18 protein-coding genes are annotated in these 16,137 nt (G+C 67.0%); 11 read left to right on the top strand and 7 right to left on the bottom strand.

Annotation, left to right across the window (positions count from 1 at the left end; translation table 11 throughout):
* The first annotated feature begins 311 nt into the window (after positions 1–311).
* The 5 genes from ACSQ3Y_RS10690 to ACSQ3Y_RS10670 all read left to right on the top strand — a co-directional run bounded on the left by ACSQ3Y_RS10690 (position 312) and on the right by ACSQ3Y_RS10670 (position 3,951).
* Entirely contained in the window at positions 312–857 is a 546-nt protein-coding gene (locus ACSQ3Y_RS10690) for an MgtC/SapB family protein (protein ID WP_436177255.1), read from the top strand.
* Positions 858–1,046: 189 nt separating this feature from the next.
* Positions 1,047–1,976, top strand: coding sequence for a DMT family transporter (locus ACSQ3Y_RS10685; RefSeq protein ID WP_082604439.1), 930 nt, complete (start codon positions 1,047–1,049; stop codon positions 1,974–1,976).
* Positions 1,977–2,081: 105 nt separating this feature from the next.
* Positions 2,082–2,315: a hypothetical protein gene (locus ACSQ3Y_RS10680; RefSeq protein ID WP_057206684.1), complete on the top strand. Its 234-nt coding sequence runs from the start codon at positions 2,082–2,084 to the stop codon at positions 2,313–2,315.
* A gap of 232 nt (positions 2,316–2,547) precedes the next feature.
* Positions 2,548–3,348, top strand: a complete 801-nt coding sequence (locus ACSQ3Y_RS10675; RefSeq protein WP_436177254.1) for a DODA-type extradiol aromatic ring-opening family dioxygenase — start codon at positions 2,548–2,550, stop codon at positions 3,346–3,348.
* A gap of 60 nt (positions 3,349–3,408) precedes the next feature.
* Positions 3,409–3,951, top strand: coding sequence for a DUF924 family protein (locus ACSQ3Y_RS10670; protein ID WP_436177253.1), 543 nt, complete (start codon positions 3,409–3,411; stop codon positions 3,949–3,951).
* Here ACSQ3Y_RS10670 and ACSQ3Y_RS10665 read toward each other — a convergent pair.
* From ACSQ3Y_RS10665 to ACSQ3Y_RS10655, 3 genes are all read right to left on the bottom strand, one after another.
* Positions 3,948–4,721, bottom strand: coding sequence for a fumarylacetoacetate hydrolase family protein (locus ACSQ3Y_RS10665; RefSeq protein WP_436177252.1), 774 nt, complete (start codon positions 4,719–4,721; stop codon positions 3,948–3,950). The genes ACSQ3Y_RS10670 and ACSQ3Y_RS10665 overlap by 4 nt on opposite strands.
* A gap of 6 nt (positions 4,722–4,727) precedes the next feature.
* Complete coding sequence (locus ACSQ3Y_RS10660; RefSeq protein ID WP_428003711.1) at positions 4,728–5,705, bottom strand: Bug family tripartite tricarboxylate transporter substrate binding protein; 978 nt, start codon at positions 5,703–5,705, stop codon at positions 4,728–4,730.
* A 197-nt stretch (positions 5,706–5,902) separates the two neighbouring features.
* The gene (locus ACSQ3Y_RS10655) at positions 5,903–7,144 is read right to left on the bottom strand and encodes a pyridoxal-phosphate-dependent aminotransferase family protein (RefSeq protein ID WP_436177251.1); all 1,242 of its coding nucleotides are present in this window, start codon (positions 7,142–7,144) and stop codon (positions 5,903–5,905) included.
* A 122-nt stretch (positions 7,145–7,266) separates the two neighbouring features.
* On the opposite strand from ACSQ3Y_RS10655, the gene ACSQ3Y_RS10650 reads away from it, so the two are divergent.
* The 4 genes from ACSQ3Y_RS10650 to ACSQ3Y_RS10635 all read left to right on the top strand — a co-directional run bounded on the left by ACSQ3Y_RS10650 (position 7,267) and on the right by ACSQ3Y_RS10635 (position 12,373).
* Entirely contained in the window at positions 7,267–7,965 is a 699-nt protein-coding gene (locus ACSQ3Y_RS10650; protein ID WP_436177250.1) for a GntR family transcriptional regulator, read from the top strand.
* Between the two features lie 13 nt (positions 7,966–7,978).
* Positions 7,979–11,023 (top strand): FAD-binding and (Fe-S)-binding domain-containing protein, encoded by a 3,045-nt coding sequence (locus ACSQ3Y_RS10645; protein WP_436177249.1) that lies wholly within the window; start codon positions 7,979–7,981, stop codon positions 11,021–11,023.
* 57 nt (positions 11,024–11,080) lie between these two features.
* Complete coding sequence (locus ACSQ3Y_RS10640; RefSeq protein WP_436177248.1) at positions 11,081–11,419, top strand: hypothetical protein; 339 nt, start codon at positions 11,081–11,083, stop codon at positions 11,417–11,419.
* 405 nt (positions 11,420–11,824) lie between these two features.
* Entirely contained in the window at positions 11,825–12,373 is a 549-nt protein-coding gene (locus ACSQ3Y_RS10635; RefSeq protein ID WP_436177247.1) for a hypothetical protein, read from the top strand.
* Between the two features lie 47 nt (positions 12,374–12,420).
* On the opposite strand, the gene ACSQ3Y_RS10630 is transcribed toward ACSQ3Y_RS10635, so the two are convergent.
* The gene (locus ACSQ3Y_RS10630; protein ID WP_436177246.1) at positions 12,421–12,831 is read right to left on the bottom strand and encodes a hypothetical protein; all 411 of its coding nucleotides are present in this window, start codon (positions 12,829–12,831) and stop codon (positions 12,421–12,423) included.
* A gap of 109 nt (positions 12,832–12,940) precedes the next feature.
* Here ACSQ3Y_RS10630 and ACSQ3Y_RS10625 point away from each other — a divergent pair, with 109 nt between their 5' ends.
* The gene (locus ACSQ3Y_RS10625; RefSeq protein ID WP_436177245.1) at positions 12,941–13,825 is read left to right on the top strand and encodes a LysR substrate-binding domain-containing protein; all 885 of its coding nucleotides are present in this window, start codon (positions 12,941–12,943) and stop codon (positions 13,823–13,825) included.
* Between the two features lie 34 nt (positions 13,826–13,859).
* On the opposite strand, the gene ACSQ3Y_RS10620 is transcribed toward ACSQ3Y_RS10625, so the two are convergent.
* Positions 13,860–14,264, bottom strand: a complete 405-nt coding sequence (locus tag ACSQ3Y_RS10620) for a hypothetical protein (protein ID WP_057206662.1) — start codon at positions 14,262–14,264, stop codon at positions 13,860–13,862.
* 95 nt (positions 14,265–14,359) lie between these two features.
* Positions 14,360–14,527: a hypothetical protein gene (locus tag ACSQ3Y_RS10615; protein ID WP_157412707.1), complete on the bottom strand. Its 168-nt coding sequence runs from the start codon at positions 14,525–14,527 to the stop codon at positions 14,360–14,362.
* A gap of 232 nt (positions 14,528–14,759) precedes the next feature.
* Between ACSQ3Y_RS10615 and ACSQ3Y_RS10610 the strand changes: the two genes are divergently transcribed.
* Complete coding sequence (locus ACSQ3Y_RS10610; protein WP_436177244.1) at positions 14,760–15,101, top strand: HPF/RaiA family ribosome-associated protein; 342 nt, start codon at positions 14,760–14,762, stop codon at positions 15,099–15,101.
* A 31-nt stretch (positions 15,102–15,132) separates the two neighbouring features.
* Here the strand turns inward: ACSQ3Y_RS10610 and ACSQ3Y_RS10605 are convergent, their stop codons facing one another.
* Positions 15,133–16,071 (bottom strand): succinylglutamate desuccinylase, encoded by a 939-nt coding sequence (locus ACSQ3Y_RS10605; protein ID WP_436177243.1) that lies wholly within the window; start codon positions 16,069–16,071, stop codon positions 15,133–15,135.
* Positions 16,072–16,137 lie beyond the last annotated feature (66 nt).

Raw genomic sequence — 16,137 nt, 5'->3', positions numbered from 1 at the left:
ACGCAGACTGGGGGTCGCCTTTTCTTGGCCCACCTTCTTTTGGCGACGCAAAAGAAGGTGGGTGCGCCGCCGGGCGCACACCCCGGCCTCCGCCCTCAACCAAGGCACGCAGCAACAATAAACGCATAGCTCCAGAGCACCACAGCGTCAGCCGCGTCCTACCCCCCAACTCGCATTCCACTGCTAGCGCCCCAAGCAACAAGCAAGCACATTGTCGCCAGTGCCCGCCGTGGGCACGGCACCCGGAGATGCCATGCGCGCGCCCATAACCACAACACACCACCACAACCCTCACCCACCAGGCCGCCGCCATGGCTGACGCATCCCAAGCCTGGTGGCAACAAATCGCCACCACCATCGCCTCCGAATTCTCCGACGTCCCCGACGCCGGCGAAGCCACCCGCATCGTCGTGCGGCTCATGGTGGCCGGCATCCTCGGCGGCCTGCTCGGTTGGGAGCGCGAGCACGCAGGCAAGGCCGCCGGCATACGCACCCACATGCTGGTGGCCATGGGCGCCGCGCTGTTCGTGCTGGTGGCTCAGCAGGTCGGCATCGGCCCGGCGGACAACAGCCGCGTGATCCAGGGCATCGTCGCGGGGGTTGGCTTTCTCGGTGCCGGCACCATCCTCAAGGGCGATGGCGATGGGGAGTCCCAGGTGCGGGGCCTGACCACCGCCGCCGGCATCTGGCTGACGGCGGCCATCGGCGTGGCCGCGGGCCTGGGGCGCGAGATGACGGCGGTGCTGAGCACCGTGCTGGCCCTGGCCGTGCTCTGGGCCATCCCGATGCTGCACGACGCGACGCAGGGCCGCTCGCAGCGCGGTGGCAAAGAAAAGGACAAAGCGAAGGTCGATTGACCAGCCGGCAGGGCAAGCGTCTCGCGGCATGGGAATGCGGGCAGCCCACTGGCAGCAGGCCTGGGCTACACTTTTTGCAAAGCCCCGCACTGCGTTGGGGACCGGTCCATTGCCTACGATTGATTGCCGCCATGACGCCCTACCCGACCCCGGCTGCCCTTGCAGCCAGTGCCCTGCCAGGAGCCTCCGGTGGCTGAGCCCAGCGCCCAGGCCGCCACATCCAGCCAGACCTCCGCCACCGCGCCCCTCTCGGCCAACCTGCGCGGCATCATCGCCATGTGCCTGGCGGTGGGCTGCTTTTCGGTGATGGACGCACTGCTCAAGACCCTGTCGGGCAGCTACCCGGCCATGCAGGTCGCGTCCATGCGCGGCCTGGCGGCATTGCCCCTGGTGACGCTGTACGTGCTGTGGCGCGGCGAGGTGCGCGGCCTGCTCAAGGTGCGCTGGCCGCTGCACCTGCTGCGCGGCGCGATCAACATCACCATGCTGGCGCTGTTCGCCTTTGCGCTGCGCGAGCTGGGCCTGGCCGAGGCCTACACGCTGTTCTTCATCGCCCCGCTGCTCATCACCGCTCTGTCCACCGTGGTGCTGGGCGAGAAGGTGCGCGGCGCGCACTGGGTGGCCATCGTGCTCGGCCTGGTGGGCGTGGTGGTGGCCCTGCGCCCGAGCCAGGAGGCCATGCTCTCCGTGGGCGCGCTGGCCGTGCTGGGCGCGGCCACGGGCTACGCCATCTCGGCCATCGCCGGGCGCCTGCTCACGCGCACCGATTCGAGTGCCAGCCTGGTGTTCTGGACCACGGCCATGCTGGCCCTGGGCGCCACGGCCCTGGCCCTGCCGCAGTGGAAGGCGTTGGACGCATCCCACTGGCCGCTGGTGGCCGCCATGGGGGTGTCGGGCTTTCTCGGCCAACTGGCGATCACCGAGGCCTTCCGCCACGGCCAGGCCTCGGTCGTCGCGCCATTCGAGTACACCGCCCTGGCCTGGGGCATGGGGCTGGACTGGGTGCTGTGGCAGGCCGTGCCGGGTGCCTACACCCTGATCGGTGGGGCCATCATCATCGGCAGCGGGCTGTACCTGGTGCGCACGGAGCGCAACCAGCAGGCGGTGCTGCCACCTTGAGCCCCTGGCCCGCACCGCCACGGCGCGTGGTCCCACAATGCGCGGGCGCGCGCAACGCTGTAATGGAAAAATGCCAACAGCGGCCCTGCCGCATGAGGATTTGCCATGACACAACCAGCACACACCCAGCACGCCACCATCCACGGCCATGTGACCTACACGCCTGGCGATGGCGCGCCCATCACCATCCCCGAAGGTCCGGTGGAGCTGATCACGTCACCCGACAGCACCACGCTGAGCTGGTCGGTGGAAGACGATATCGCGGGCTCGGCCGCGATACCGAAGGACCAGTACAACCAGTACGTCCGCGACGGTAAGATCCGCCTGACCAAGCATTGAGCTGATGCAGGCCCAGGCAAGCCCTGGACCTGCAGCGGCATCGGGAGGCCAGTGACGGCCATCCGTGATGCAGCTCAGGCCTGCAGGCCCGGCGGTACAAGGACCACCTCCCGATTGTCCTGCCTGCCGGACAGTGTTTCCCAGCCATGCTGCCTTGTGGACCCCCAGGTGGGCACCTATATTCGATCCATCGCGCCGAGATTCCCCACTTCTCCTCGGGCCAAGGAACCGCATGACCACCCCCACCTTCCCCACGTTCTTCGTCTCCCACGGCGGCGGCCCCTGGCCGTGGGTCGACGGCATGAAGCAGCTGTTCGCCAAGACGGCACGTGAGTTTGCAAATATGCCTGGCCTGTTGCCCGCCAGGCCCAAGGCCATACTCGTCATCACCGGCCACTGGGAGGCGCAGGAGTTCACCGTCTCCACCGCCGAGCACCCGCCCATGGAATACGACTACTCCGGCTTCCCTGAGCACACCTACCGCATCCAGTACAAAGCCCCGGGGTCGAAGCAAATCGCAGGACGCGTCGGCGAGCTGTTGACCACCGCCGGCATCGGCTGCAAGGAAGATGCCCACCGCGGCTTCGACCACGGCACCTTCGTCCCCCTGAGCCTGATGTACCCCGAGGCCGATGTGCCGGTGGTCATGCTGTCGATGAAGTCCAGCTACGACCCGGCGGAGCACATCCGCCTGGGCCAGGCCATCGCGCCGCTGCGGGACGAAAGCGTGCTCATCATGGGCAGCGGCCTCACGTACCACAACATGCGCGGCTTTGGCCGGCCGCAGTCCACGCCGGTGGCCGAGGCCTTCGAGGGTTTCCTGAACGACGCAATCACCGCCCTCAGCGCGCAGCAGCGCAATGACATGCTGGTGCATTGGCAAGAGGCCCCAGCCGCACGCCTGGCGCATCCGCAGGAGGACCACCTGATTCCGCTGATGGTGGTGGCAGGCGCCGCGGGTGCCGACGTGGGCCACCGGGTCTTTGTCGACCATGCCATGGAGGTGGCCATGGCCTCCTACCAGTTCGGCTGACAGGCCTTTTTCAACGCCCTTGCACCTATGATGGGTGCCCTCTCCGCAGATCCATTGCCCATGCACCGCCAAGAAGACGTCCTCCAGTTCTGGTTCCAGGAACTCACGCCCCAGCAGCAATTCCAGAAGGACGAGGTGCTCGACCAGACCATTGCCACCCGCTTTGGCGCCACGCTGCACGCCGCAAGGCAGTGCGAGCTGGCGCCCTGGCGCGCCACGCCCGAGGGGCGGCTGGCCGAGATCATCGTGCTCGACCAGTTCTCGCGCAACATCCACCGCGATACCGCTCAGGCGTTTGCGCAGGATGCGCAGGCGCTGACCCTGGCCCAGGAACTGGTGGCCAGCGGGCAACACCACGCACTGCCCGCCGCGCAGCGCGCTTTTGCCTACATGCCCTACATGCACAGCGAATCGCTGGTGATCCACCTGCACGCCATGGAGCTGTTCGACCAGCCAGGCCTGGAAAACAACCTGGCCTTCGAGATCAGGCACCGCGAGATCATCGAGCGCTTTGGCCGCTACCCTCACCGCAACCAGGTGCTGGGACGGGTCTCGACGGCGGAGGAAACGGCATTCCTCGCGCAGCCGGGATCGTCTTTCTAAAGCGTGAGGGAAGCGCGGCCCACGCCGTCGAATTCCACTTCTACCGCCTCACCCCTGGCAGCAGGCAGCAGCCCCACCCACGACCCGGTGGTCACCACCGTACCGGCCGCCACGGTCGCGCCGTTGCGCGTGGCGTGCTGCAGCCAGGTGGGCAGCAGCCACGCAGGGTCTGCCAGCGGGTGGGTGCCCGTGCGCAGCACCGGCTCGCGCTGGCCGATGCGCGCCACGCAGCGCTGCGCCGCCCAGTCGCGCGCGGCATAAGGCACCCACTCGCCCAGCACCAGCGCGCCGTGCGACTGCAGGTCGGCCAGGCGCAGAAGGGCCGGTGCGGCGCCACCCTCGGCCCAGCGCGAATCCACGATCTCGATCGACACGGCCATGGCGTCGACGAACATGCCTGCAGTATCGGGCGTGAGCGCTGCCGCCTGCGCGGGCGACACGGCCTGGCCCAGGCGCAGCGCGATCTCGGCCTCGATGCCGATGGTGTGGAACTGCATGTCCGCATACTCCGCCGGGCTGCTGCGCACGCCGGCTGGTGGCAGCGGTGCGTGCGTGAGTACCACCTGGCGGTTGGCCCCGCCTGACTTCCAGTGCCGCGCCGGCCCCGGCGGGAACCAGCCCATGGCATGCCCCACCGCTTCCTGCACGGCATAGGCCGCAGGCGCATCGGCAAGCGCCCCGCCCCAGGGCAAGGCGCTGATGGTGTGCCCAGCCTGCCATGCGGCCACCAGGGCCTGGGTCAATCCGGTCGTCGGGTCTTGCTCAGCCATCGTTGTTCAACTTTCTACCTTGACGTTGCCTTCCTTCACCACCTTGCCCCACTTGGCGATTTCGGTGGCGATGAAGTCCTTGAATTTGTCGCGCGTTCCACCTCCGTCTTCGGCGCCATAGGTGTCCATGCGCTCTTGCACGTCGGGCATGGCCAGCACGGTGTTCACGTCGCGGTTGATCTTGTCGGCGATGCCCGATGGTAGCTTGCCCGGCCCCGCCAGCCCGTACCAGGTGGTGGCCTCGAAGCCGTTGAAGCCCTGCTCCTGCATGGTCGGTACGCCGGGGTGGCCCTTGGCCCGCTTGGTGCGCGTCTGCGCCACGGCGGCCACCTTGCCGCTCTTGACGTGCGGGGTGGCGGCAGTCATCGTCTCGAAGCAGTACTGGATCTGGTTGCCCATGAGGTCGGCCAGCGCGGGCGCGCTGCCCTTGTAGGGCACATGCAGCGCATCCACGCCCGCCTGCAGCTTGAACATCTCCAGCGCCAGGTGCTGGGCCGATCCCGGGCCTGCCGAGCCGAAGCTCACCTTGCCGGGGTCGGCCTTGCACAGCGCCACGATCTCCTTGACGGTCAGGGCCTTCTGCCCCGGACCGGCGATCAGCAGGTTGGGCGTGACGCCCACCATCACGATGGGCACGAAGTCGCGCTGCACGTCGTAGCGCAGCTTGGGCTGCAGGCTGGGCGCCAGCGCATGGCTGTTGATGTGCGCCATCAGCAGCGTGCTGCCATCGCTGGGCTGCTGCGACACGTACTCGGCCGCCAGCACGCCCGAGACACCGGCTTTGTTCTCCACGATGACCGACTGCTTCCACATCGTGGACAACTTGGTCGCCACCACGCGCGCCAGCGCATCGGTGCCACCCCCGGGCGGAAAGCCCACGATGATGCGCACCGGGCCGCTCGGCCACTCCTGCGCGAACAGGCGCGGCGCGCCAAGCGTGGCCGCTGCCACGCCTGCGGTCTGGATCAGGGAACGTCTTTTCATCATCGCTTGTCTCCTTCGTGGCTCTGTGAGCCTGGTTTGAATGAACCCAGCAAGGCGCCGCATCAGGCACGCGCAACGCACCCGGCGGCAGAAAAACACGGTGTCTCCACGGCTCCAGGCCGCGCCGGGCACGGCGAAGGCCAGCGCACGCGCGCTGGCCTGGTGCCCCGATCAGGAAAAAGAGGAACGGGCGGCGTTCACGCCGCCTTCTTCAATGCCGCAGGCGCTGCATGGCTGGCGAAATAGTCCATGCTCGCCTGTACGCCGCTGCCCGCCAGGGCGATGCCCGAGAGCTTCATGCCCATCTCCACGCCGGCCACCATGGCCACCAGCGTGAGGTCGTTGCTGTCGCCCAGGTGGCCCATGCGGAACATGCGGCCTTTGAGCTTGCCCAGGCCCGTGCCCAGCGAGAGGTCGAAGCGCTGATGGATCAGGCGGCGCAGGGCATCGGCGTCCACGCCCTCGGGCGTGATGACGCCCGTGAGCACGGGCGAATACACGGCCGGGTCGGCACACTGGATGGGCAGGCCCCAGGCGTTGACTGCGGCGCGCACGCCCGCACCCCAGCGCTGGTGGCGCGCGAAGACGTTGTCGAGCCCCTCGGCCAGCAGCATGTCCAGCGCTTCGGACAGGCCGTACAGCAGGTTGGTGTTGGGCGTGTAGGGCCAGTAGCCGTCCTTGTTCATCTCCACGATCTCGTCCCAGGCCCAGAAGGCGCGCGGCAGCGTGGCGGTCCTCGATGCTTCGAGCGCACGCGGCGACAGGGCGTTGAAGCTGATGCCCGGGGGCAGCATCAGGCCCTTTTGCGATCCGCTGATGGTCACGTCCACGCCCCACTCGTCGTGGCGGAAGTCGGCGCTGGCCAGGCCCGAGATACTGTCCACCATCAACAGGGCCGGGTGACCCGCCGCGTCGATGGCCTTGCGCACCGAGGCGATGTCCGATGTGACGCCGGTGGAGGTTTCGTTGTGCACCACGCACACGGCCTTGATCTTGCGCTCGGTGTCCTTGCGCAGGCGGGCCTCGATCAGGTCGGCCTGCACGCCGCGGCGCCAGCCGCCGGCCAGGGGCAGGTGCTCGTCCTTGCCCTCCCAGGCGAGGAACTCGGTGGAGATACCCAAGCGCGTGGCCATCTTCTGCCACAGCGAGGCGAAGTGCCCGGTCTCGAACATCAGCACATGGTCGCCCGCACTCAGGGTGTTGCACAGGGCCGCCTCCCAGGCTCCGGTGCCCGATGCGGGGTAGATGGCCACCGGGTGGCGGGTCTGGAAGATCTTCTGGATGCCCGAGAGCACCTTGAGGCCCAGGCCCCCGAATTCGGGGCCCCGGTGGTCGATGGTGGGCAGGCTCATCGCCCGCAAAATGCGGTCTGGCACCGGGCTCGGGCCCGGGATCTGCAGGAAATGGCGGCCGGTGGGATGAAAGTCGAGTTGAAGCATGGAGCGTCCTTTCTGCCCTCAGTTTTGCATGCAAAAAACATGGACGCATGCGGGAATACCCTTTGTATCGGCCGTTGATACCACCATTTTTTGCATGCAAAATTCAATCAAGAAAGCAACCGATGGCTGAAATCATTGAAATCTCCCGCCTCGCACTGCACGACCAGGTCGCTGCGCGGCTGCGCACCATGCTGGTGGAAGGTCATATCGCGCCCGGCGCCAAGCTCAATGAACGCGAGCTGAGCGAGCAACTGCGCGTATCGCGCACCCCGCTGCGCGAGGCCATCAAGCTGCTGGGCGCCGAGGGCCTGGTGGACCTGCTGCCCAACCGGGGCGCCGTGGCCGTGAAGCTGACCGAGGCGGACGTGGTGAACACCTTCGAGGTGCTGGCCATGCTCGAAGGCATGTCGGGCGAGCTGGCCGCGCAGCGCATCGGCGACGAGGAGCTGGCCGAGCTGCGCGCCGTGCATTACGAAATGATGGCCTGTTTCGCGCGGCGCGACCTGTCGGGCTACTACCGCATCAACAACAACATCCACACCGCCATCAACGCGGCGGCGCGCAACCCGGTGCTCACGGCCACCTACCGCTCCATCAACGCGCGCGTGCAGTCGCTGCGCTTTCGCACCAACCAGAACGAAGCCAAGTGGAAGCTGGCCGTGGCCGAGCACGAACAGATGATCGAAGCCCTGGCCGCCCACGACGCCGATGCCATGCGCAAGGTGCTGGTGGCGCACGTGCTGCGCAAGCGCGACACGGTGCTGGAGCTGCTGCGCGCCGGCGAGATCTACCCCAAGCCCCAGCGAAAAGCCTCCACCTAGGAACCCACCCCCCATGCGCATCGAACCCGCCAGCACCCTGCAGCCAGCCGGTACCACCCTGCCCCCGAACGAGACCTGCGAGGCGCTGGCGCGGCGCCTGGCGGCAGACACCGAGGGCGAGGTGCTGTTCGATGCCGGATCGCGCGGGCGCTATGCGACCGATGCTTCCATCTACCAGATCATGCCGGCCGGCGTGCTGGTGCCGCGCACCGAGCGCGACATCGCGTTGGCCATCGACATCGCGCGCGACCTCAAGGTGCCCGTGCTGGCGCGCGGCGGCGGCACCAGTCAGTGCGGCCAGACCACGGGCGCGGCGCTGGTGATCGACAACACCAAGCACTTCCGCAAGGTGCTGGAACTGGACGTGCAGGCCCGCACGGCCACGGTGGAGCCCGGCATCGTGCTCGACCACCTCAACGCACAGCTCAAGCCCCACGGCCTGTGGTACCCGGTGGACGTCTCCACCAGCGCCCAGGCCACGCTGGGCGGCATGGCGGGCAACAACTCCTGCGGCTCGCGCTCCATCGCCTACGGCAACATGGTCCACAACGTGCTGGGCGCAAGCGCCTGGCTGAGCGACGGCGAACTGGTCGATTTCGGCCCCCTGGCCACGCTGGGCCCGCGCGCCACGGCCATCGCGCAGCATGTGCGGCAGCTCGCCGCGCAGCACCGCAGCGACATCGCCGAGCACTGGCCCAAGGTGCTGCGCCGCGTGGCGGGCTACAACCTCGACATCTTCGACAACCAGAGCGAGAAGCCCTACACCGCCGACGGCAGCGTGAACCTGGCGCACCTGCTCATCGGCGCCGAGGGCACGCTGGCCTACACGCGCAGCCTCACGCTCAAGCTCAGCGAGCTGCCGCGCGCCAAGGTGCTGGGCATCATCAACTTCCCCACCTTCCATGCAGCGATGGACTCGGCGCAGCACATCGTCAAGCTCGGCCCCACGGCGGTGGAGCTGGTGGACCGCACGATGATCGAGCTGGCCCTGGCCAACCCGGCTTTTCGCCCCACGGTGGAGACGGCGCTCATCGGCAAGCCCGCCGCCATTTTGCTGGTGGAATTTTCGGGCGCCGACAAGGCCGCCTTGCTGCCGCAACTGCGCCAGTTGGTGGAGCTGATGGGCGACCTGGGCCTGCCCGGCAGCGTGGTGGAAATGCCCGACGAGGCCCCGCAGAAGAACCTGTGGGAGGTGCGCAAGGCGGGCCTGAATATCATGATGAGCCTCAAGGGCGACGGCAAGCCCGTGAGCTTCATCGAGGACTGCGCCGTGCCGCTCGAACACCTGGCCGAATACACCGACGGCCTGACCGAAGTGTTCGCCCGGCACGGCAGCCGCGGCACCTGGTACGCCCACGCCTCGGTGGGCACGCTGCATGTGCGCCCCATCCTCGACATGCGAACCGATGGCGCCGCCAAGATGCGCGCCATTGCCGAAGAGGCCAGCGCCCTGGTGCGCAAGTACAAGGGCGCCTTCAGCGGCGAGCACGGCGACGGCTTGTGCCGGGGCGAATGGATCGAGTGGCAGTTCGGCCCCGCCATCAACAAGGCGTTTCGCGCCATCAAGAACCACCTGGACCCGATCGGCCTGTTCAACCCCGGCAAGATCATCGACCCGCCCAAGATGGACGACGGCGTGCTGTTCCGCTTTGCCCCGCCCACGGCGCCCAAACCCTACAAGCGCATCCCCCTCACCCCCGTGCTCGACTGGTCCGCCTGGAACGTGCAGGCCGACCCCGTGACCGAGGTGACCACCGCCCCCGGCACCGGCGGCGACGTGACCGGCGGCTTTGCCAAGGCCGTGGAGATGTGCAACAACAACGGCCACTGCCGCAAGTTCGACGCCGGCACCATGTGCCCCAGCTACCGCGTGACGCGCGACGAGCAGCACCTCACGCGCGGCCGCGCCAACACCCTGCGCCTGGCCGTGTCGGGCCAGCTCGGTCCCGACGCCTTCACCAGCGAAGCCATGCACGACACCATGGACCTGTGCGTGGGCTGCAAGGGCTGCAAGCGCGACTGCCCCACGGGCGTGGACATGGCCAAGATGAAGGTCGAGTTTCTGGACCACTACAAGCGCCGCCACGGCCATACCCTCAAGGACCGGCTGGTGGCCCACCTGCCCGGCTACGCACGCACCGCCAGCCACTTCGCCTGGCTGCTCAACCTGCGCAACACCGTGCCCGGCGCAGCCTGGCTGGGCGAGAAGCTGCTGGGCTTCTCGGCCAAACGGTCGCTACCGGAATGGCGCAGCGACACTTTCTGGCGCAGCCACGACAAGGCGCTGTTCAGCAGCAAGCAGGACACCATCGCCGCCGCCCAGGCAGGCCGCAAGGCAGCCGTGCTGTTTGTGGACACCTTCAACGGCACCTTCGAGAGCGAGAATGCCCTGGCCGCCGCACGCGTGCTGCACGCGGCCGGCTATGTGCTGCACACCGTGGAAAAGGCCGGCGGCCACCACTGCTGCGGCCGCACGTACCTGGCCACCGGCATGGTCGAAGAGGCCAAGGCAAAAGCCGGTGCACTGATCGACGCCCTCCTCCCCCTGGCCCAGGCCAGCATCGCCATCGTCGGCCTGGAGCCGTCGTGCCTGCTCACCCTGCGCGACGAGGCCCTGGTGATGGGCCTGGGCGAGAAGGCCGTGACGGTATCGAAGCAGGCCCTGCTGTTCGAAGAGTTCCTGGCCCGCGAGGCCAAGGCCGGGCGCTTCGCCCCAAGGCTCAAGCCCGCAGGCCAACCCATCCTGCTGCACGGCCACTGCCACCAGAAGGCCTTCGGCGCCGTGCCCCCCATCCTGGAGGTGCTGCGCCTGATCCCCGAGGCCAAGCCTGAGCTGATCGAAAGCTCCTGCTGCGGCATGGCCGGCAGCTTTGGGTATGAAGCATCGCACTACGAGGTATCCATGCAGATGGCCGAGGCGGCGCTGCTGCCCGCGGTGCGCAAGAACCCCGATGCCATCGTGGTGGCGGACGGGACGAGTTGCCGGCACCAGATTGCGGATGGGGCGCAGCGCGAGGCAGTGCATGTGGCGAAGTTGCTGGACAGCCTGCGAGCCTGAGACGGAAAGAGGCATGGACTAGACTTCGACGGCAAGCCCGGTACGGGCGCTCACACCATGTCTTTGATCGACTCCTTCCTGGCACCCGATATCGCGGCCGACCGCTATACGCGGTCGCCAGACGCCGTTGCATACCAGATCTCCGCAGAAGGCTCGATCGCCGCTGAAGTTTTTTCGCGTTCCGATGGCACCTTGGGTTTTCGGTTTATGGCCTGGGTCGCCTGGCGCGATGCGGGGGGCAACGCACGCAGCCATGCATGGGAAGCGATTCACCCGAACCATGGCCTTGTAACTGACCGCATCGAGGTGGCCCAAGAAGAAGCTACCCGGTACGCGGCGGCTCGGGGCGTGGCGCTACAGGGAAACTGGGATAGGCTTGGGGCCCGCGCAGATTGACCGTCTGCGCTGGACGAACTTGCTCCATTCCTTCAAGCACTCCATTCCATAGCCACATTCGAATCCATCAAGCGCTTGGGACTGATTTCGGCAGCGCTGCCAGCCTACCAATGCTCGGCAGCCGATCGTATGTTGGTCGAGTCCATGAGCAAGGCGGCAGAGTTGGAACATGCAGGAAACTGCGAGGTTGCCATCGAAACGTTGAAAAGGTTCCTGGGGCTCGACTCGTCCCCTTAGCACCAGGAGATGGCGATGGAGGACCTTGAAAGGCTTCAGGGATCGGCCAGCGTCTGACCGCTATCTAGGCGGAAAATGCCGGACGGTCCGGGAGACATGCGCTCGCTCCCACATTGCCTTGAGACTACCCTCTTCGCACATCAACGAACGCCATTCACCAAACCCCAGATGAACAAGCTGTCCCATTCCATATCCGATAGCTGGGTGCCTTACTCACACCCAGCTGTCTACCGCGTCACGCCGCAGGATGGGGCTGGGCGAGTTCTGGCGGGCATCCCTGGTGGCGATTCGCTGCCTTTCGTGCGCCTGGTCGGCAGTCTGGAGCCCCCTTATTTTTTGCTCTATGTGCTCCATACGCCCCGGGGCGAAAGAGAGGCAGGCCGCTACCAGAGCCCACCGTTGTCGCAAGCGCAGTTTCAGGAGTTCATGCAGCGGTTCGGCGCATACCTGTCATCGGACGCGCGCTTTGACATCTGGGTACATTCTGCACAGGATCAGGCCACCGTCGTCTGGGACCGGCACAACCAACTGTTTGCCTACGGCCCGCTCGCCAGGTATTGCGCGGAGCTTGACGCACTCGGATATACCGAAGGCGATGCAAGCATCCCTGTTCCGCACCAGCACCACTACCGGCAGGAGTTCGATGCAGACGCGAAAGAGATTCTGGAGAATCTGCCTTGGACATACTCTCCGCTGCAACCAGAGGACCAGCAATGACACGGCTGTGTATGGGCTGAAGCACGTCTGCAGCCTTCAGCGGCGCCTCATCGCACGCCAGCGGCGCCCAATGTAGCCGGACTCGCCTTGCGGCGCTGAAGCACCGCAATCAGCACATGCGCTCCCACGGCCAGCGCCATCAGCGCCAGTGCACCCAGCCCCCAGATGACCCAGGCCAGTACCGAGACAGCCCCGGACAGTGCCGGCACGGTTTCCAGCGCCGCCTGCACGACGCCCCCCACGGAGGCAATCACGCCGCCGAACTCCTGCGCCAACTGGGGCGGTATCCAGACCTTGATCCACTCGGGCAGCAGGACTGCATCCATGGCGGCAGTACCGCCGGCCAGGGCGCCGGCGCTGCCGACCGCCCAGACCGTCACCGCGTGCGCGCCCCAGCAGGCCAGTGACCACAGGGCCAGCAGCATGAACGACAGAAACCAGCTGATTGCGTAAAACATGGAACGTTGTCTTTCTGAAATATCAAGCGCCAAGTATGGGCATGGTGGAACGGAATAGACACCAGGCTCAGCCGAATCTAGTATTCGGTTTTTCCGAACCGGAGACCGCATGCTGAACTACCGCCATCTTTACTATTTCTGGATGGTTGCCAAGGAAGGCGGCTTTGCCCGCGCCGCCGACCGCCTGGAGATGGCGGTGCAGACCATCAGTGCGCAGGTGCGCGATCTGGAGAAGGCCCTGGGGCACCAGTTGCTCAAGCCAGCCGGCCGCGGGGTGGCGCTGACCGAGGCGGGCCAGGCGGCGTATGCGCGGGCCGAAGAGATATTCCAGTTGGGGCAGAGCATTCCCGATGAAGTGCGCGAAGCGGCCAGCGCCAAGGTCGCGCGGCTCTCGGTGGGGCTGTCCGACGGCATCTCCAAGCTGGCAGCACATGCGCTGCTGGAGCCGGTGCTGGCCACCCCGCACCTGCGCCTGGTGTGCCACGAGGGGGAGTTCGACGAGCTGCTGTCCGAGCTGGCGCTGCACGAACTGGACGTGGTGCTGGCCGGGCAGGCCGCGCCGCGCAATCCGAACCAACGCCTGTCCAGCGAACGGATCGCCCGCTCCGCGCTGCAGTGGTACGGGCCGGCCTCGCTGGTCCGAAAGAGCACGCGCGACCGGTTTCCACAGTCGCTGCAGGACCTGCCGGTGCTGTTGCCCACCTTCCATTCGCCGCTGCGCTCCACGCTGGACCACTGGTTCCAGGACATCGGGGTGCAGCCCCGGGTGGTGGGCGAGTTTGAAGACAGCGCCCTGCTGGCCGTGTTCGCGGCACGGGGGTTGGGGGTGTTTCCGGTCAGCCAGCTGGGTGCCCAGGACGTGGGGCTGGTGCGCGGGCTGCGCTTGCTGGGCGATTGCCCCGGCATCAGCGAGGAGGTGCATGCCATCTGGTCACGCCGCGGGCAGCACCACCCGCTGGTGCGCCAGATGGTGGACGCTGCACGCGCATCGTAGCTGCGCCGCGGTAGTGCGCAGCCGGTGCGCTGCCTCAGCTGTGCGCAGGCAATTTGCCGATGCGCCATTGCGTCAGCGCGGCCCGCATGATCCATGCCTCCTCAGCCGCAACGTGGCGGTCCGCCATGGCAGCGGCGTCGGCAAAGAACAGCACCTTGTGCTGCAGGCCAGGGTCGGTCACTTCGGCCATGAGCGCGTCCAGGGTGGCCTGGTCGATGCTGCCGGTGAGCAGGCGGCGCTCGTGCGCGGCCATCAGCAGGTCCTCGCACAGGGTGTGCAGCACCTGGGCGAAGTCGCCGGGCGCCAGGCCGAGTTCGCGCTCGATGTCCTGGCCGTAAAGGGCCTCCAGCTCCTGGCGGCTGACGTTGCCGTCGGAGATCAGCAACAGGGCGACGATACGGGCTGCTGCTTCGGGGCTGTTGTGGGGGTAGCTGCGCATGATTTTTTCCTTCTCGGGGGCTTTGTATTCAGGACGGTGTGGCCATGCCACAGGGGTGGGTTCTGGGTGCAGGTGCGGGACGCATGCCCAGGGGCTCAGTCGCGGTAGCGGTAGCGGCGGCGCGGGTGTTCGCGCTGGGAGGAATGGACCCGGATGGGAACCAGCGCCGGTGCACGCAGCAGTGCGCTGCGCCCTTGCGACCACGGCCAGACCCACTGCAGCACCTTGGCACGCAGCGAGCTCAGCAGGGAATGGACAGACATCAATGGCTTCATGAAGCACCTTGCAGTGGTTGGAACAAGCTTGAATGTGCGGCCACCAGGGTGCTTCAAGAAGCAGGTTTTTCATGACACCTGCATCGGCTTTACCGAACCTGAATCAGAAAGATGCTTACGCAGACCAGCCGGCTTCACAGACACTGCCTGCAGAAAAAACCTGCTGTTACCGCCACACTGCGCGGGCTAAGGTGCGTACTCCAACCCAAGGAGAACGCTGATGCAGATACTTTTCAAGTCCCGCCATCCCGATGCTGCGTTGATGCGCGAGGCCGTCGAGCGCCGGGTGCGCTTTGCGCTTCGGCGTTTGAAAGCACTGGTGCCGCGTGCCGATGTTCAACTGGCCGACGTGAACGGCCCCCGGGGCGGGGTGGACAAGCGCTGCCAGATCGAGCTGCGCACGGATGGCGCGGGGTCGGTGGTGGTGTCCTCGGTGGCCAAGGACTGGCGCACCGCACTTGATGGGGCTCTGGCGCGCGCGGCCCGGCACGTGCTGCGCACCGTGCGCCGCGCCACACCAGCGCGCAGACCCCGCAGGAAATTGCCTGCGCTTGAGGCGTAGCGGTCTGCCGCGCCTGCGCTGCGTCAGCCCCTCAGATCGGCCGCGTCAGGTACACCGCCTCGCGCCCCACGATGGGCTCGCGCGTGGGCATCATCACCGTGCAGTCGTCGCACAGCGCGCGGATCTCCACGGTGCCGTCGGTGGCGATGAGCTCGTCCTTGGCGAAGGTCTCGAAGCCTTCCAGTGGCCGGGTGAACGCGAAGTCCGGCGTGAGCACCATGCAGGTCTCCAGCAGCTCGAAGCGGCGCTGCGGGCCGGGCGCGGCGCGGTCGGCACGCGGGGCGGTCAGGCCGAAGTGGGCGATGAAATCCTGCGCCACCAGGGTGGCCAGGTCGGCCGCCGATTTCAAAAAGTGCTGGCCGCATTCGACCACCATCGCCACCCCGGCATCGCCCAGGGCCTGGCCGTGGCGGCCGTGCTGGATCAGCGGCGTGCCCGAGCCCAGGCCATTGGGCATGACCATGTGTACGGGCGGCAGGCCGATGGCCAGGGCCGCCGCCGAGTTGCGCTCGTACGCCGGGTAGACCCAGAAGGGCGGCACGTCCTGGCTGGTGGAGTGGATGTCGAGGATGTGGTCGGCCGCGGCCACCACCGGGCGCAATTCGCGCGCGCGGCGCAGTTCGGGGCTGTCGCCACTGCCGTCGAGCTCGGCGGCGGACCAGACGCGGTTGAGGTTGTGCACCAGTTGGCGGCTCTCGAACGGCCGCGACTCGTCGAACGACTCATACGCCGCCACGTTGGCGAAGCTGATGGTCAGCGTGCCGATGAGGGGGCGCACGCCGCTGTCGAGCAGGTGCGTGGCCGCGACCATGCCGCAGATCTCGTTGCCGTGGGTGAGCGCGTTGACCAGCACATGGGGGCCGGGCTTGCCCGATTCGAAGCGGTGCACATAGTCGATGCCGACATTGCCCTGGCGGTAGGCGGACAGATCGCGGGGCAGCACTTCAAACAAGGGCGGGTTCTGGCTCATGGTGGGAGGGTTCAATTAATAAGACAACACATCATTGTCAGCCCAAAGTGCCACGCGTGCACGCGG

The organism is Acidovorax sp. LjRoot66, from assembly GCF_964253305.1.
GTDB lineage: Bacteria > Pseudomonadota > Gammaproteobacteria > Burkholderiales > Burkholderiaceae_C > Acidovorax.
The sequence above is the reverse complement of the archived record's forward strand: the minus strand, read 5'-3'. Positions and strand labels throughout refer to the sequence as shown.

Bases quoted from the DNA above. Each gene is read 5' to 3' on its own strand.
- ACSQ3Y_RS10625 (WP_436177245.1), top strand. From the start codon at position 12,941: ATGCTGAACTACCGCCATCTTTACTATTTCTGGATGGTTGCCAAGGAA.
- ACSQ3Y_RS10680 (WP_057206684.1), top strand. From the start codon at position 2,082: ATGACACAACCAGCACACACCCAGCACGCCACCATCCACGGCCATGTG.
- ACSQ3Y_RS10675 (WP_436177254.1), top strand. From the start codon at position 2,548: ATGACCACCCCCACCTTCCCCACGTTCTTCGTCTCCCACGGCGGCGGC.
- ACSQ3Y_RS10670 (WP_436177253.1), top strand. From the start codon at position 3,409: ATGCACCGCCAAGAAGACGTCCTCCAGTTCTGGTTCCAGGAACTCACG.
- ACSQ3Y_RS10690 (WP_436177255.1), top strand. From the start codon at position 312: ATGGCTGACGCATCCCAAGCCTGGTGGCAACAAATCGCCACCACCATC.
- ACSQ3Y_RS10660 (WP_428003711.1), bottom strand. From the start codon at position 5,705: ATGAAAAGACGTTCCCTGATCCAGACCGCAGGCGTGGCAGCGGCCACG.
- ACSQ3Y_RS10610 (WP_436177244.1), top strand. From the start codon at position 14,760: ATGCAGATACTTTTCAAGTCCCGCCATCCCGATGCTGCGTTGATGCGC.
- ACSQ3Y_RS10615 (WP_157412707.1), bottom strand. From the start codon at position 14,527: ATGTCTGTCCATTCCCTGCTGAGCTCGCTGCGTGCCAAGGTGCTGCAG.
- ACSQ3Y_RS10645 (WP_436177249.1), top strand. From the start codon at position 7,979: ATGCGCATCGAACCCGCCAGCACCCTGCAGCCAGCCGGTACCACCCTG.
- ACSQ3Y_RS10655 (WP_436177251.1), bottom strand. From the start codon at position 7,144: ATGCTTCAACTCGACTTTCATCCCACCGGCCGCCATTTCCTGCAGATC.
- ACSQ3Y_RS10665 (WP_436177252.1), bottom strand. From the start codon at position 4,721: ATGGCTGAGCAAGACCCGACGACCGGATTGACCCAGGCCCTGGTGGCC.
- ACSQ3Y_RS10640 (WP_436177248.1), top strand. From the start codon at position 11,081: ATGTCTTTGATCGACTCCTTCCTGGCACCCGATATCGCGGCCGACCGC.
- ACSQ3Y_RS10650 (WP_436177250.1), top strand. From the start codon at position 7,267: ATGGCTGAAATCATTGAAATCTCCCGCCTCGCACTGCACGACCAGGTC.
- ACSQ3Y_RS10630 (WP_436177246.1), bottom strand. From the start codon at position 12,831: ATGTTTTACGCAATCAGCTGGTTTCTGTCGTTCATGCTGCTGGCCCTG.
- ACSQ3Y_RS10620 (WP_057206662.1), bottom strand. From the start codon at position 14,264: ATGCGCAGCTACCCCCACAACAGCCCCGAAGCAGCAGCCCGTATCGTC.
- ACSQ3Y_RS10635 (WP_436177247.1), top strand. From the start codon at position 11,825: ATGAACAAGCTGTCCCATTCCATATCCGATAGCTGGGTGCCTTACTCA.
- ACSQ3Y_RS10605 (WP_436177243.1), bottom strand. From the start codon at position 16,071: ATGAGCCAGAACCCGCCCTTGTTTGAAGTGCTGCCCCGCGATCTGTCC.